Raw genomic sequence first — 14,222 nt, 5'->3', positions numbered from 1 at the left:
CCGATCCAGTGACTCTGTCTGTGGGTCCCGGTGGCTCAGGGACGCAGGTCCTGTGTGTCAGGCCAGCTCTCGCAGCCGCGGCACGAGATCCTCGGTGACCTGGGTCAGGAAGCGTTCCTGGTCCCCGCCCGGTCCGTGAAAGACGAGGTGGGTGAAGCCAGCCTCGAGGTAAGGACTGAGCTGGCGCATGGCCTCCTCCGGGTCAGAGGCGACGATCCACCTCCGGGCGACCTGCTCGATCGGCAGCTCATCGGCCAGCCGTTCCATCTCGGTCGGGTTGTCCACCGAGTGCTTCTGCTCTGCAGTGAGTGACAGCGGCGCCCAGAAACGGCAGTTCTCCAGGGCGCGATCCGGGTCACGGTCGTAGGACAGCTTGACCTCCAGCATCCGGTCATAGCCCTCGTCGGTCCGGTCCGCCGCGGCCAGGCCTTCGGCCACCGCAGGCAACAACTTGTCGGTGTAGAGCTCCATGCCCTTGCCGCTGGTGCAGATCATCCCGTCGCCGACCCGCCCCGCATACTTCGCCACGACTGGGCCGCCAGCGGCGACATACACCGGCACCGGCTGCTCGGGACGGTCGAAGATGGAGGCACCGACGGTCTGGTAATAGTCGCCCTCGAAGGAAACGTCAGACTCGGTCCACAGGGCCCGCATCAAACGCACCGACTCCCGCAACCGGCCAAATCTCTCCTTGAACTCGGGCCACTCACGCCCCGAGACCGCGACCTCGTTCAGTGCCTCCCCGGTGCCCACGCCCAGAAAAACTCGCCCCTCGGTCAGTAGCGACATCGTGGCGAACGCCTGCGCGATCACGGCAGGGTTGTACCGGAAGGTCGGGGTGAGCACGCTCGTGCCGAGCTGGATCCGTTCAGTCCGCTCCCCCACCGCAGCCATCCAGGCCAGGGAGAAGGGCGCGTGCCCGCCGCGCTGCCGCCAGGGCAGGAAGTGGTCACTGACCGTCACGCTGTCCAGGCCGAGCTCCTCGGCGCGCACCGAGAACTCCACCAGCTCACGCGGTGCGAACTGCTCCGCGGACGCCTTGTATCCGATTCGAATCCCCACGCCAGACCTTTCCGTAGTTTGCGTTCAGTTCACTTCACGGCGCCGAAGGTGGCGGTCCCGGCGCTGATGACGGCACGGTCCTCGACGAACGCGCCGAAGGAGACCTTCCGTGCACTGTCGGCCTCGGTCGCCTCGACACGGACCGTGTCACCTGGCAGCACGGGCGCGGCCAGTCTGGCCTCGAGGCTGGTGAGGTCGGCCGGGTGGGCGCCACTGAGGACGGCCGTCTCACGCGCTGCGGCCCCCAGGGTGCACAATCCGTGCAGGATCGGCCGGTCAAAGCCGTTGGCACGGGCCACCTCGGGATCGACGTGGATGGGGTGCCGATCCCCGGTCAGGCGATACAGCACCGCCTGGCTGGCCGTCGTCTCGACCTCACCGGAGGAGCTGTATGCCGGAGCCTCACCTCTGGGGGAGGACGGACCCCGCTCGCCGCCCCACCCACCGGTGCCTGGCAGGAAGATGCTGTAGCCCGCGGTGAAGTAGTCGCTGGTCACCTCGATCTCCACGACGCTGGCCTTGCCCTCGCCCTTGTCCCAGGCCGCCTCGACGCGTCCCGACATGACGATCTCCCCGGCCGTCGGCAGGGGCTGGTGGACCACCAGACGCTGGGCGGCGTGCAGGGAACGGTGCGGGTCGTAGGCCCCAAGCCGACCGGTGGCCTCGACGGCCCAGAGCCCGAATCCGCAGGCCATGGTGGGCAGCGCGCGCAGGTCAAGCTCGTAGACCAGGTCCAGGTCATCCGGGGCGGCACCGACGGCGATCGCGTAGAGCATGGTGTCGGTGTCGCGGTAGCCCACCGTGGACTCCCCCAGGGACTGTCCGGCCAATTCAGCCAGCGTCAGCGTCGTCATGAGAATGCTCCGTTCATGTGGCGGATCACCAGGTACGTGGTTGTCACTCTGTTCCCTGTCCTTCGTGCGTTGTGTGGCGTGCGTGGGCCTGCTCGACGGCCCGGCGGCGTGCGTCTGACCCGAGCAGCTCGCGGCGGACCGCCTCCCAGTGCTCCGCCCGATGGCCGGCGTCCGGGTCGGCCAACAGCGCCTTCGTCGCGGCGGTGGCATCCCGGCCGCCGATGCTGAGGGGCGCCAGCATCGCCTGGGCCTGCTCGACGGCGGTCCCCGCGGCCACCACCACGGAGACGAGACCGGCGCTCTGCGCCGAGTCTGCGTCGAACCGCTCCCCCAGCAGGAAGAGTCGCGCCACGGTGTCTGCCGGCAGGCTCCTGCGCATCCGCAGGACCGCGGAGGGGTTATACAGAATCCCCAGGCGCGTCGCGGGCACCTGCAGGTATGTCGTGCTGTCGGCGATCCGGACATTGCACGCGAGCGCAAGATCGGCACCGGCTCCGAGACACGCCCCGTGCAGGGCTGCGACGACCGGACGGGGGCAGTGCTGGATGGCGGTGACAGCAGCGGCGACATCGTCGTCGAACCCCACATCCTCCACGGTGCCCGTGAGGTCCGCGAAGTCGGCTCCCGCGCTGAAGTGGCCCGCTGTCCCGGTCAGGATCACACCGCTGGCGCCGCGGGTCACATCCCCGCCCAGGACCTCTGCGAGGTCACGCAGGGCTGACCTGCTCAGGGCGTTGCGCCGGTTTGGACGGTCGATGCTGACCGTGACCACCCCGTCGAACTCCTCGACCCGCAGCTCACTCGTCACGTGGTCTGCACCTCCTGCGCGGACCACCGCACTAGCACCGGGCGCTGGTCAAACTCCAGTGCCGTCTCGAGGTCCTCGCACAGGTCGAGCAGCAACGCGTGGGCCCCTCGGGCAGCCACCAGCTGAGCACCGACCGGCAGCCCGTCGACCATGCCGCACGGCACGGACGCCGCGGGAGTCCCGGCGACATTGAACGGCGCTGCGAACGGGAAGGCTCCCCACAGGTAGCTCACCGCCTCGCCGTCGATGGTGCGAGGCCGATCCCCCAGCGGAAAAGCCGGGGTAGCCGTCGTGGGCGTGAGCAGCACATCGTAGGTGTCAAAGAGCGCGGAGATGCGCTGACGATAGCCGGGTAGCGCGCGCCTGGCCTCGGCCACCACCGCCGGGTCGAGGTCCACGGCGGCCCGCAGCGAGGACCGCTCATAGCGGGTCAACAGGTCCGGCGCCAGCTGCAACAGGTGGCCCCGCTCCCGGTGCTCGTCCTCGAGGACCAGCGGACCGAAGATGTCGTCCCAGCCGGCCAGCGGCAGGTCGACCTCCTCGACGTGGTGTCCAAGGGCCGAAAGCGCCTGGGCAGCAGCAGCCACTGCAGTCGCCACACCCGGGTCGACGGGTCGTCCCTCTGGCCGGGGGCAGTAGGCCACCCGAAGTCCCTTCGGGGTGAGTCCGCGGGACAGCGAGGTGTCGGTGAGCACCCCCAGCATCACCCGGGCATCGGCGACCCGACGAGCCAGCGGCCCCGGGCAGACGAAGTCACTCATCCCCCGGAAGCCCCGTTCGTCCGGGCACTCACCAATGCCGGGCTTGAAACCGAACAGGCCGGTGAACGTGGCCGGGATCCGGATCGAGCCACCGCCGTCAGAGCCCACCGCCAGGGTCGAGAAGCCGGCCGCGACGGAGGCGGCTGCACCACCGCTGGAGCCACCGGGGGTCCGCTGGGGGTCCCAGGGGTTGCCGGTGTCCGGGCCGAGGAGGTTGTCCGTGGTGGCGGACTGCCCGAACTCAGCGGTGTTGGTCTTGCCGGTGAAGACCGCTCCGGCACCGCGGAGCCGGTGCACGACGCCCGAGTCCGCCTTGGAGATGTGGTTCTCATAGACCCGTGAGCCGATCGTGGTGCGGAGGCCCGCAACGTGGAAGGCGTCCTTGACCGAGACCGGGACCCCCAGCAGGGGGGCGTCGTCGCCGGCGGTATACCGGTCTGCTGCCTCACGTGCCTGGCCGAGGGCCAGGTCGCGGGTCACCTCGACGAAGGCGTGCAGGCTCTCGTCGTGCGCCTCGATCCTGGACAGCGCTTCCTCAGCCACCTCGACGGGGCTGAAGTCGCCGCGACGGAATCCTGCGACCAGGTCGGCGACCGGACGGGTCACCAGGCTTGGATCAGGCATGTGGTGCCACCCCACCGCTGACGCCGTAGACCTCCCCGGTGATGTAGCCGGAGTCCTCCCCGACCAGGAAGGACACCAGGCCCGAGACGTCCTCGGGACGCCCGACCCGCCCCACGAGGGAACGGTTCTCGGCATAGCCGGCGAAGAACTCCTCGGGATAGATCTTGCGCAGGAAGTCGTTGTAGATCAGGCCCGGGGTGATGGCGTTGACCCGGATGCCGTGCTGACCGTTCTCGGCAGCCGCCACTCGGGTCAGGGCCAGGACACCGGCCTTGGCTGCGGAGTAGGCCGCGCCGTGCTCGGTGGAGGTCTCGAAGGCCGAGATCGAGCTGATGTTCACGACATTGCCGGAGCCGGCCTTGATCATGTGCGGCAGCGCGTAGCGCATGGCCAGGAAGGTGCCGGTGAGGTCGACGTCCAGGCAGCGCTGCCACGTCTCCAGGGACATCTCCGCGACGGGCTCGATCTTGCTCCAGCCGGCATTGTTGACCAGGACGTCGAGGCGCCCGTGGTGCTCCGCGGCCGCGTTGACGGCCTGCTCGACCGCCGCGGGATCGGTGACGTCCAGGGGCATCGCGAGGAACGGCCGCTTGTGCTCCTCCTGGAGCTTGACTGCCATCTCGTGGCAGCGCCGCTCGTGGGCATCGGTGATGACGACGTCAAAACCATCGGCGGCCAGACGCTCGCTGATGGCGGCGCCGATGCCAGCACCGGCGGCGGCGGTGACGAGTGCAACTTTGCGGTCTCCCATGACGGGCTCCTTCTGAGGGGGGTGAGGTTGTCAGGCCGGCTGGTTGGTGACGGCAGGGATGATCCGGTCCGCCAGCTGCTCCATGCGCCGCATCCGGCCACCAGACAGCAGGGCGAAGGTGATGCGGTCGATATCCAGGGCTGCCAGCTCCTTCAACCGCTCGATGCACTGCGCCTCGGTGCCGGCCAGCGCGACCGAGCGGACGAACTCGTCGGAGACGACCTTCTTGTGCCCCGCGTGCCGGGACAGGTGGTCGACCAGGTGGTAACCCTCCTTGGCCGCCGAGAACTCGGGACGGAAGCGCTCCCACGCCGGGGGCATGTGCTTCCACACGTCGAAGGTCGCGGCCTGGCTGGTGGCCCACGCGCGCACGTCGCTCAGCGCCTTCTCCTCGTCGTCGTCCACGCTCATCGTCACCAGCAGGTCGATGACCAGGTCCTCGCGCTTGCGGCCGGCCTTCTCCAGACCCTCATAGATGTAGTCGAGCTGCCAGCGGCAGAACTCGGGGTCGGCGGCCCCCATGAGGATGGCTCCGTCGCACTTCTCCCCCGCCAGCCGCAGCATGCCCGGCTGGGAGACAGCCATGTAGATCGGGATCTGCTGCGTGGCGGTGGCCATCTTGACCTTGGTGCCGTAGAGCTCGACCTCCTCACCGGTGAAAAGCTGCTGGAACTCATCGATCGAGGAGCGCAGCTCGGCGAGCTTGGACGGCTTGCCGCCGGCGCCGTAGACGGCCGACCAGCCGGCACCCAGGCCGAGCATGGCGTGACCGCCGGTGAGCTCGTCCAGGGCGATCGTGGCGTTCGCAGTCACCGTGGGGTGACGGGTCACCAGGTTGGTGACCGCCGAGCCGATGTGCATCTCCTTGGTCGCCAGCGCAGCGATGTTCATCGCGGCGTAGACGTCCTTCATGCCGAGCTGGAAGTCGATGAACCACATCGCCTCGAAGCCGCGCTCCTCCGCGGCCGTGGCGAGTCCGCTCACGTTGGTCAGCGGCTCACGCGGGCTCACGCCCATGGAGAGTCCCCATCTGTTCATGTCTGGTCCGTCCCTTCGAGGATTGATCGCAGGACGGCGGTGACACCGTCCGGGTTGTCGACGTTCATGAGGTGCCCGGCGGCCGGGACCTCGTGGTAGGTGCTGTCCGGAAGGGCCGCGACCATGATGTCGGCGGCCTTGCGCGGGCAGAAGGAGTCATCACTGGCGCCGACGACGTCGACGGGGCACCGGATCTCGCCGAGGCGGGGGGTGAGTGGACTCTGGTTGATGGAGGCCATGGCGCTGGCGGCGTTGACATAGCCGCCACCCTCGCCGACAGCCCTGACGCGTGCGGCCACAACCTCATCCAGACGGTCGGTGGCTGTCACGATGGCCGGTGCGGTGTCCTCATGCAGCGCCGCGGCGCGCTCCTGCGCGCTGCCGGACTCCATGAGGGCGATGCGCTCGCCGTAGAAGGCTGCCGCGGTCCTGCCGACGACGCTAGAGGTGCCGAGCACCACCGCGCGGGTGACCAGGTCGGGCCGGTCGGCGGCAGCCCGGAGCACCAGGGTGCCCCCGAGCGAGAACCCGACCAGTACCGCCGGTCCGGTCACCGTCTCGACAAAGCCGACCAGATCGGCCACCAGCTGGTCGAGCGTGCCGTCGGCAGAGCCCAGGCTCGTGTCGCCGAGGCCCCGCAGGTCGTAGGCATAGGTGCGCCATCCCGTCAGCTCACGCTGCTGGACAGCCCACGTGCTCCGGTCCTCGGCGAGCCCGTGGACGAGCACCACCGGGCGCCCCTCCCCTGCCTCGCTGTAGGCCACCGAGAGGTCGCCGACCTCGACGGTGCGGTCTGTGCGTGCCGAACTCATGGGTGGACCACCAACTTCCTGACGTCAACCTTGCGGATCTTGCCGGCCGCTGTCGTGGGCATGTCGTCGCGGACCACGAGACTCTCGGGCATCAACCGCCTGGGCAGCCCGGCGTCCGTGAGAAAGGCCACCAGTTCCGCCAGCGTCGGCGCCGGACCCTGCGGGGTGATCACGGCGCAGATCCGCTCCCCCAGCCGGTCGTCCGGGATCCCGATCACCGCGACGCTGCGGACGCCCGGGTGGGCGGCGAGAGCGTTCTCGGTCCGGACCGGGGAGATGTTCACTCCTCCGCGCACGATCAGGTCCTTGAGCCGTCCCGTCAGCCGCAGGAAGCCGGCCTCGTCGACCGTGGCCAGGTCACCGGTGCGGAAGTACCCGTCCTCGGTGAGGCTGTCGGCATACAGCTGCTCCTGACCCAGATATCCGACGAAGACACCCGGCCCGCGCATGACCAGCTCGCCCCCCTCAGGGTTGAGGGTCCCGTCCGGGTCGACAGTGGCCAGCTCCAGCCCCGGCAGCCCCACGCCGCAGGTGGCCGCCCGCTGCTCCAGGGTGCTGTCGGGCAGGCAGGTCGTCACCCCTCCCTCGGTCATCCCCCAGAGGACCGTGACGAAGGTGTGGGCCAGCTCGGTGGCGGCCCGCTCCATGAGGGACTCCGGCACCGCCGCACCGCCGCAGAGGAAGTTGCGCATCGTGGCGAACTTGGGTCCGTCCCAGGGCGCCTCGACCAGGTCCTTGAGGAACGGCGTGGCCGCAGCAGTGAACTCGCAACGGTGCTCGTCAACCAGTTCCAGCGCGATCCGGGGGTGCCAGCGGTCCTGCAGGACCAGGTGGGCACCGGTGAACAACGACAACCGGCCACCGTGCCAGGCGCCGACGCTGTGGCCGAGCGGAGAGGGCATGAAGATCGGGGTGTCCTCAGTGATGCCGAAGCGCTCCGCAAACCCGATGTTGACCGCCGCGAGGGTGTCAGCCGTGTGCATCACCGCCTTGGAGGAGCCGGTGGTGCTCGAGGTGAACATCAGGTGGTCCAGGTCCACGGGACGGACAACGTCGCTGGTGGGACCGTCGACGCTGACCCAGTCCTGCTGGTCGTCGTCCACGATCAGGATCTCGCAGCGCAAGCCGGCCTCGCGGGCGGCCTCGGCAGCGACCTCACCCAGGCGGTAACCGTGGTGGTCGGCGATCGTCACGATGGCGCGGGTGCCGACCGCCCGGCAGTTGACAGCCAAGGCACTCTGGTCAGTGGTCACCGGCAGGGTGGCCGGGACCGCCGCGAGCTGCAGGCAGGCCAGCAAGGCGGCCTGCCACAGGACACTGTTGGGCAGGTAGACAACCACGACGTCACCGGGGACCACCCCGCGCTCGCGCAACTGCTCGCTCAGGCTCTCGGCGCGCTCCCAGAGCTGTCGACGGGTGAGGCTGGTGCCATAGCTGTCGGTGACGGAGACCTGGTCCGGACCGGAGGCGACATGGCCTCGGAAGCGCTCCAGCAGGCTCTCCCCGGGCCACCAGCCCTGGGACCGGTAGCGCTCTGCCCGGTCCTCCGGGACCAGGTTGGCCGCCTTCAGTTGGTCCGCCATCGTCACCTCTCCGCACCGCTCTCACCGGTCGTCACGACCGCATGAGAACGATGCTCGCGCATCACTGACCAGAAGTCAAGACAGTGATGTCGCTTTTTCTTTTCCTAGTCGAGTGCGGAGCCAAAGGCGGACTCGATCCACCCGCCCAGTCGGATCAGGTCTCGATCCGAGCCGAGGCCGCCGAGCAGTTGGGTCCCGACCGGCAGCCCACCGTCCGCAGGTGCCGGCAGGGCCAGCACCGGGTGGCCGGTGAGGTTGGCGAGCGCCATATTGCGGCACAGCGCCGTGTCCCGGTCCTCCGGCTGACCCGCGACCTCGACCTGGTCGTCATAAGCGGGCGGTGCGGTGAACGGGACACCGGGCAGCAGGAGGACGTCAAACTGTCCCAGAGCCTGGTCGATCGCGGTCCGCAACTGTCGGGCACGCTCCAGCGCGGCCTGGTAGTCCGTCTCGCTCGTGGTCTCCGCGTCCTCCAGTCGCGACCGCACATAGGGCGTGTAGTCGTCGCGGCGGTCTGCCCACCGGCGGTGATACTGCACGGCCTCGAAACCGATGATCAGGAAGTCGTCATAGACCGACTCGGTGCAACCCGGCAGCTCCAGCCCCTCGACCGTGGCTCCCCCCGTTGCCAGCACCTCCTGCGTGGCGGACAGGCCACGCAGGACCTGGTCATCCATCGGACCGAGCGAGAGCAGCCCGACGCACAGTCCCTCCGGCGTCCGCGGGGCAGGATCCCCGGTGGCTGGCTGGCCGGACATCACCGACAGCAGCGGGTCCAGGTCAGCGACACGTCGGGCCATCGGGCCCACCACGTCCAGGGTGGGCGACAGCGGGATCACACCGGTGGGGTCCACCAGGCCTCGCGAGGGCTTCAGGCCGGCCACCCCGCACAGTCCCGCGGGGTTGCGGATCGAGCCGGCCGTGTCGGTCCCGACCGCTCCCAGACAGTAGCCGGCGGCCAGCGCAGCCGCCGGGCCGCCCGAGGAGCCACCGACCATCCTGGAGGTGTCGGCTGGGTGACGGGTCGGCTCAGAGGTGCCGCCATAGGCGAACTCGTGGGTGTTGGCCTTGCCGAGCAGGACGGCCCCGGCCGCCCGCAGTCGCTGCCACACCACGGCATCGCTGGTGGCCATATTGTCGGCCAGGACCCTGCTCCCGGCCGTGGTCGGCACCCCTGCTACGTCGACCAGGTCCTTGAGCACGATGGGTATGCCGAGCAGGTCGCCTCGGTCTCCGGCGGCCAGCCGGCGGTCTGCGTCCTGCGCCGCCGCCCGGGCCAGTTCCGGGGTCTGGGTCACCATGGCGTGGATCTGTGGTTCCCAGTGCTCCATCTCGGCCAGGGCGGTGTCCAGGAGCTCGACCGCGGAGGTGCGGCCCTCGTGGAGTGCTGAGCGGGCTTGCGTAAGTGAGGTGAACATGGTCATCCGACACCCAATCCGATCAGTTGCTGCTGCCGCTCGACGTCTTCGGCCAGCGCCGCGGCCGTGCCGTCGAAGGCGACATCACCCTTGACGAGCACGACGGCCCGGTCGGCCACCTGCAGGGCGAAGCGCAGGTTCTGCTCAACCAGGAGCACCGCGGGAGCGTCCTCCTCCACGAGCAGTCGGCGCACGAGGTCACCGACCTCCTGCACCACCGCTGGCGCCAGTCCTTCCGTCGGCTCGTCCAGCAGCAGCAGCTGCGGGTTGGTGCTCAGTGCCCGTGCGATCACCAGGAGCTGCTGCTCGCCGCCGCTGAGCTTGTTACCCATCGCGCCCGATCGGCGCCGCAGGACGGGGAACAGATCCATCAGCCGCGCGGTGTTCCAGCCTGGTGAGCCATTGGCGGCCGGTCGGTAGGCCATCTCCAGGTGCTCCTTCACCGTCAGTGAGCGGAACGCCTGACGCGCCTCGGGCACCAGCCCGATCCCGAGGCGTGCCCGCCGGTGGGAGGGGAGGTGGGTGATGTCCTGCCCGGCCAGCCGGATAGCTCCGGAGGTCTGGGGCAGCAGGCCCATGATCGCCCGGATCGTGGTGGTCTTGCCCATGCCATTGCGACCGAGCAGGGCCGTGACCGACCCTGCCGAGACGGACATTGAGACACCGTGCAGCACGGTCACCGTGTCGTATCCGCCCTCGACGTTGTCGAGCTCAAGCAGTGGTTGTTCCTGTGGCACCGAGATACACCTCCTCCACGAACGGGTTGTTCGCGATCTCCTCCGGCGGTCCGTCCGCCAGGAGTCCTCCCTGGTGCATCACCAGGATCCGGGTGGCCCACCCGAGCACCATGTCCATGTCGTGCGCGACGAAGACAACGGCCGGGTCGGGACCCAGGGCCCGCAACCGCGCCAGCAGGTCGTCGCACTCTGCGGCCGTGAGCCCGACGTTGGGCTCGTCCAGCAGCAGCAGCCGTGGTTTCGAGGCCACGGCCAGAGCGAGCTCGAGGCGGCGTTGCTCTCCGTAGGACAGCAGCGCCGGCAGGGCGTGGTCACGGTCGCGGTCCAGACCCCACAGGTCGAGCATCTCGTCGACCCGGGCCTGCAGCTCCCGGTCGCCCCGCCAGGTGCGGGCCAGGTTCCAGCGGTGCTTCTCGCGGCACGCCAGCGTCAGGTGCTCACGCACCGTCAGATCGGGAAAGAGGCTGCTGATCTGGAAGGAGCGAGCAACACCGAGCCCATAGCGGGCGTGCGGTTCCAGCCGGTTGATGTTCCGGCCGGCCAGCCGGACGGTCCCCGAGTTGGGCTTGACCTGACCGCCCAGCAAGTTGAACAGCGTGCTCTTGCCGGCGCCGTTAGGGCCGATAACGGCCACCCACTCACCGGCGTCGATCTGGACGGAGACGTCGTCGACCGCTCGCACGCCGCCATAGCTGCGGACGACGGACTCAACCTCAAGTAAGGCCATGCTGGGGACTCCTTCGAGTGACTCGGCGCACCCATGCCGCCAACGCCGCGCGCCGGTGGAAGGTGAGTGCGGTGACGATGAACAGGAGCCCGATGAGGAGTGGAGCACGGGCCTGCGACACCTCTGTCGCGTAGAACTCCAGCAGAACCACGAAGATCCCACCGAGCGCCGGGCCGTAGCGGGTACCGGTGCCGCCGATGATGACCATGAGGACCAGCAGACCGGAAGTCTCCAGCCCGATATTGCTGGGTGCGATGAGTCCGCTGTGATAAGCGAACAGGGCTCCGGCCATGCCGGTCAGCGTGCCCGACACGACCAGGGCCGCGACCCGGTAGCGATAGGTGTTGTAGCCCAGGGCCTGCATCCGCTCGTCGTTGTCGCGGGTGCCGCGCATCGCGAGTCCGAGCGGCGAGCCGCCGATCCGCAGGATGATCCACATGGCCACGACACACACCACCAGGACGAACTGGTAGAAGGTGCCGGGGTTCCACTCCTCGCCGAATCCCAGCGAGGGCCACATGATACCGACGACAGCCTCGGCCCCACCGGTCTTGAGCACGTCCCACTGCTGGGCCAGATTGGCCATTCCCTGCCCGAGGGCGAGGGTAACGAGGATGAAGTACAGACCCTTCGTCCGCAGCGAGATCAGCGCGAAGATGAGCGAGGCGACCGCTGCTGCGGCGCCGGCGGCGAGCATCCCGATCCAGAAGGAGTCGATGCCTCCCTGCACCATGAGCAGGCCTGCGGTGTAGCCGCCCACCCCGGCGAGAGCGGCATGCCCCAGCGAGATGAGCCCGGCCTGTCCGTAGGCGAGATCGAGGCTGGCCGCCATGACCGCGAAGATGAGCGCCCGGGTCAGCAGGCTCTCCATCTGGCTGGAGATCATGAAGGGCAGCAGGAAGGCCAGCACGACAGCGGCTAGCGCCAGGAAGGGCAGCCGTGCCGGGAGCAGGTTCTTGACGGTGTTCATGCGGTCCTCCCGCTCAGGCCGGACGGTCGAATCATGAGAACGAGCGCCATCAGCAGGTACAGCACGACGGAGGCCATCTCCGGGAACTGGTGGCGGGAGAAGGCGTCGAGTAGCCCGATCACGACCGCGGCGACAAGGGTCCCGGGCACGGAGCCCACACCGCCCACCACCACGACGACGAGGGCGAGCAGCAACACGTCCATCGGTTGGCTGGAGCTGGCGCCGAGGACGAGTCCACCCATTCCTCCGGCGATGCCGGCGACCGCCGAACCCAGGACAAAGACGGCCACGACGACCCGGTCCAGGTTGATCCCGAGACTGCGGGTCATCTCGGCATCGTCCATGCCCGCTCGGACGATGGCCCCGACGCGGGTGCGGTCCTGCACCACCCAGAGGAGCACGGCGAGGGCGAAGCCGACGGCGGCGATCGCCAGCCTGGCCGTGGGGATCGAGACGTTGCCGATGGTGAGAGCCCCCTCGAGCCAGGAGACCTGGAAGGGTGCCTTAGCCACCGGTCCCCAGATCCACTGGGCAACATTGGCCAGGACATAGATGAGGCCGAAGGACAGCAGGATCTGCTCGTTCGGCTTACCCGGAATGATGCGGAACAGCCGCTCCAGCCCGAGGCCGACGACACCGCAGACCGCGCCCGCGGCGAGCACGGCGAGCACCAACGAGAGCCCCTGGTCGACGGTGAGCATCCAGGTGACGTAGGCACCGATCATGTACACCGCACCGTGGGCGAGATTCAGCACGCCCATGGCACCGAGAAGCAGTGATAGCCCGGCGGCCATCAGGAAGAGGATCGCGCCGAGCGCGACCCCGTTGGCAACGACCTGCATCATCGGTCCGCCCCCACACTCTCGTAGGTCTTCAGGGGCTCCCAGATGTAGGCGCCGTCAGCCTCCGCGGCGCGCACCACCACCCGGTTGGAACTGGCAATGCCGTCGGCATCAAACCGGGCCGGGCCGATGACCGTGTCGAACTCGTGGCCGGCCAGGGCCTCGCGCAGCGCGTCGACGGAGGGATCGGTGCCGCTGTTCGTGAGGCCCTGGACCACGAACTCGGTGGCGGTGTACGCGAAGGCGGTCGTCTGGTTCGGCACACCGCCGACCTCGGCCTCGTAGGCGGCGACGAAGGCCTGGTTCTCCGGATAGTCCAGCAGGGGGTTGTACTCGTTGAGACCGATCGTGCCCACCAGTTGAGAACCGATCTCCTGGTAGGTCGGGTCAAAGACACCCTGGAACATCAGCAGCGGTACGTCGATGCCCAGGTTGCGGTACTCGCGCACGAATGCCGCAGCGTCCGTGGGCACGAGCCACATGACCAGGGCGTCGACATCCCGGTCCAGTGAGGTGGCGTACTGCAGCATGTCGGTGGTCCCGAGGGGCACCCACTGCTGCTGCACGACCGTGCCGCCAGTGGCCTCAAAGGCCTCGGCCGCACCGTTCATGGTGTCGTGGCCGTAGGCGTAGTCGGGCCCGAGAGTCGCGATGGTGTCGTAGCCCAGGTCCTCACCCGCATAGGTGCCCAGGGGGCGGGCGGTCTGGTCGTCAGGGGCGGGCCAGATGAAGCCGCTGCGCTCCCCCGCCAGTGAGGACTGTCCGCCCAGGAAGGAGAACATCGGCAGCTTGCGCTGGGACAGGTAGGGCGCGACGGCCTGCTGGCTGGAACCGAACACCGGGCCGATCAGGACATCGGCCCCGTCTCCCTCCACGGCCTTCTTGACGCGCTCGAGGGTCTGCGACGGGTCCAGCACGTCCTCGTCCACGAAGACCACGTCCAGCGTCGCGCCGCCGGCCGAGTAACCGGCCTCCTCTAGCGCCAGCTCGACCCCGGCCTGAGCCTCTGGGCCGTAGTTGGCGGAGAACCCGCTGAACGGAGCGATCACACCGATCGTGATCTCGTCACTGGGCCCGCTGGTGGCCCCCGCCTCCCCCGTCGCACAACCTGCGGTCACCAGGACCGCAACGGCCGCCAGGGGGGCCGCATAAGAGCGAAGTAGTGCCATCGAATCCCTCTCCGGACATGGCCGTCGTTGGCCCGGTCTGGATCGATGGTTGCTGGCCCGGCGCCT

14 protein-coding genes are annotated in these 14,222 nt (G+C 68.9%); all 14 read right to left on the bottom strand.

Annotation, left to right across the window (positions count from 1 at the left end):
• Positions 1 to 57: 57 nt before the first annotated feature.
• On the bottom strand, positions 58 to 1,062 hold the full coding sequence (fgd, locus tag FNH13_RS06355; protein WP_143782689.1) for a glucose-6-phosphate dehydrogenase (coenzyme-F420): 1,005 nt from the start codon (positions 1,060 to 1,062) through the stop codon (positions 58 to 60).
• Positions 1,063 to 1,091: 29 nt separating this feature from the next.
• A complete protein-coding gene (locus FNH13_RS19480; protein ID WP_143782688.1) occupies positions 1,092 to 1,916 on the bottom strand; it encodes a MaoC/PaaZ C-terminal domain-containing protein in 825 nt (274 codons plus the stop codon).
• Between the two features lie 43 nt (positions 1,917 to 1,959).
• The gene (locus FNH13_RS06345; protein WP_165700035.1) at positions 1,960 to 2,724 is read right to left on the bottom strand and encodes an enoyl-CoA hydratase/isomerase family protein; all 765 of its coding nucleotides are present in this window, start codon (positions 2,722 to 2,724) and stop codon (positions 1,960 to 1,962) included.
• Positions 2,721 to 4,109, bottom strand: a complete 1,389-nt coding sequence (locus tag FNH13_RS06340) for an amidase (protein ID WP_143782686.1) — start codon at positions 4,107 to 4,109, stop codon at positions 2,721 to 2,723. Before FNH13_RS06340 ends, FNH13_RS06345 begins: the two co-directional genes overlap by 4 nt.
• Positions 4,102 to 4,860, bottom strand: a complete 759-nt coding sequence (locus FNH13_RS06335) for an SDR family NAD(P)-dependent oxidoreductase (RefSeq protein WP_143782685.1) — start codon at positions 4,858 to 4,860, stop codon at positions 4,102 to 4,104. Before FNH13_RS06335 ends, FNH13_RS06340 begins: the two co-directional genes overlap by 8 nt.
• 30 nt (positions 4,861 to 4,890) lie before the next feature.
• Positions 4,891 to 5,898, bottom strand: a complete 1,008-nt coding sequence (locus FNH13_RS06330) for an LLM class flavin-dependent oxidoreductase (RefSeq protein WP_143782684.1) — start codon at positions 5,896 to 5,898, stop codon at positions 4,891 to 4,893.
• Complete coding sequence (locus FNH13_RS06325) at positions 5,895 to 6,710, bottom strand: alpha/beta fold hydrolase (protein ID WP_143782683.1); 816 nt, start codon at positions 6,708 to 6,710, stop codon at positions 5,895 to 5,897. Before FNH13_RS06325 ends, FNH13_RS06330 begins: the two co-directional genes overlap by 4 nt.
• Positions 6,707 to 8,293, bottom strand: a complete 1,587-nt coding sequence (locus tag FNH13_RS06320) for an AMP-binding protein (RefSeq protein WP_143782682.1) — start codon at positions 8,291 to 8,293, stop codon at positions 6,707 to 6,709. The genes FNH13_RS06325 and FNH13_RS06320 overlap by 4 nt, the downstream gene beginning before the upstream one ends.
• 104 nt (positions 8,294 to 8,397) lie before the next feature.
• Entirely contained in the window at positions 8,398 to 9,717 is a 1,320-nt protein-coding gene (locus tag FNH13_RS06315; RefSeq protein WP_143782681.1) for an amidase, read from the bottom strand.
• Positions 9,714 to 10,448, bottom strand: a complete 735-nt coding sequence (locus FNH13_RS06310) for an ABC transporter ATP-binding protein (protein ID WP_202878877.1) — start codon at positions 10,446 to 10,448, stop codon at positions 9,714 to 9,716. The genes FNH13_RS06315 and FNH13_RS06310 overlap by 4 nt, the downstream gene beginning before the upstream one ends.
• Positions 10,423 to 11,175 carry an ABC transporter ATP-binding protein gene (locus FNH13_RS06305; RefSeq protein WP_143782680.1) on the bottom strand — a complete coding sequence of 251 codons (753 nt, stop codon included), beginning with the start codon at positions 11,173 to 11,175 and terminating at the stop codon, positions 10,423 to 10,425. Before FNH13_RS06305 ends, FNH13_RS06310 begins: the two co-directional genes overlap by 26 nt.
• Complete coding sequence (locus tag FNH13_RS06300) at positions 11,162 to 12,145, bottom strand: branched-chain amino acid ABC transporter permease (protein WP_143782679.1); 984 nt, start codon at positions 12,143 to 12,145, stop codon at positions 11,162 to 11,164. The genes FNH13_RS06305 and FNH13_RS06300 overlap by 14 nt, the downstream gene beginning before the upstream one ends.
• Entirely contained in the window at positions 12,142 to 12,990 is an 849-nt protein-coding gene (locus FNH13_RS06295; RefSeq protein ID WP_143782678.1) for a branched-chain amino acid ABC transporter permease, read from the bottom strand. Before FNH13_RS06295 ends, FNH13_RS06300 begins: the two co-directional genes overlap by 4 nt.
• The gene (locus tag FNH13_RS06290) at positions 12,987 to 14,156 is read right to left on the bottom strand and encodes an ABC transporter substrate-binding protein (protein ID WP_143782677.1); all 1,170 of its coding nucleotides are present in this window, start codon (positions 14,154 to 14,156) and stop codon (positions 12,987 to 12,989) included. Before FNH13_RS06290 ends, FNH13_RS06295 begins: the two co-directional genes overlap by 4 nt.
• Positions 14,157 to 14,222 lie beyond the last annotated feature (66 nt).

The organism is Ornithinimicrobium ciconiae (genome assembly GCF_007197575.1).
Lineage (GTDB): Bacteria > Actinomycetota > Actinomycetes > Actinomycetales > Dermatophilaceae > Ornithinicoccus > Ornithinicoccus ciconiae.
This window is presented reverse-complemented; position numbering and strand designations above follow the sequence as displayed.

What these genes read in the sequence shown, in the direction of transcription:
- FNH13_RS19480 (WP_143782688.1), bottom strand. Translation starts at nt 1,916, where the DNA reads ATGACGACGCTGACGCTGGCTGAATTGGCCGGACAGTCCCTGGGGGAG.
- FNH13_RS06340 (WP_143782686.1), bottom strand. Translation starts at nt 4,109, where the DNA reads ATGCCTGATCCAAGCCTGGTGACCCGTCCGGTCGCCGACCTGGTCGCA.
- FNH13_RS06335 (WP_143782685.1), bottom strand. Translation starts at nt 4,860, where the DNA reads ATGGGAGACCGCAAAGTTGCACTCGTCACCGCCGCCGCCGGTGCTGGC.
- FNH13_RS06330 (WP_143782684.1), bottom strand. Translation starts at nt 5,898, where the DNA reads ATGAACAGATGGGGACTCTCCATGGGCGTGAGCCCGCGTGAGCCGCTG.
- FNH13_RS06325 (WP_143782683.1), bottom strand. Translation starts at nt 6,710, where the DNA reads ATGAGTTCGGCACGCACAGACCGCACCGTCGAGGTCGGCGACCTCTCG.
- FNH13_RS06320 (WP_143782682.1), bottom strand. Translation starts at nt 8,293, where the DNA reads ATGGCGGACCAACTGAAGGCGGCCAACCTGGTCCCGGAGGACCGGGCA.
- FNH13_RS06315 (WP_143782681.1), bottom strand. Translation starts at nt 9,717, where the DNA reads ATGACCATGTTCACCTCACTTACGCAAGCCCGCTCAGCACTCCACGAG.
- FNH13_RS06305 (WP_143782680.1), bottom strand. Translation starts at nt 11,175, where the DNA reads ATGGCCTTACTTGAGGTTGAGTCCGTCGTCCGCAGCTATGGCGGCGTG.
- FNH13_RS06300 (WP_143782679.1), bottom strand. Translation starts at nt 12,145, where the DNA reads ATGAACACCGTCAAGAACCTGCTCCCGGCACGGCTGCCCTTCCTGGCG.
- FNH13_RS06295 (WP_143782678.1), bottom strand. Translation starts at nt 12,990, where the DNA reads ATGATGCAGGTCGTTGCCAACGGGGTCGCGCTCGGCGCGATCCTCTTC.
- FNH13_RS06290 (WP_143782677.1), bottom strand. Translation starts at nt 14,156, where the DNA reads ATGGCACTACTTCGCTCTTATGCGGCCCCCCTGGCGGCCGTTGCGGTC.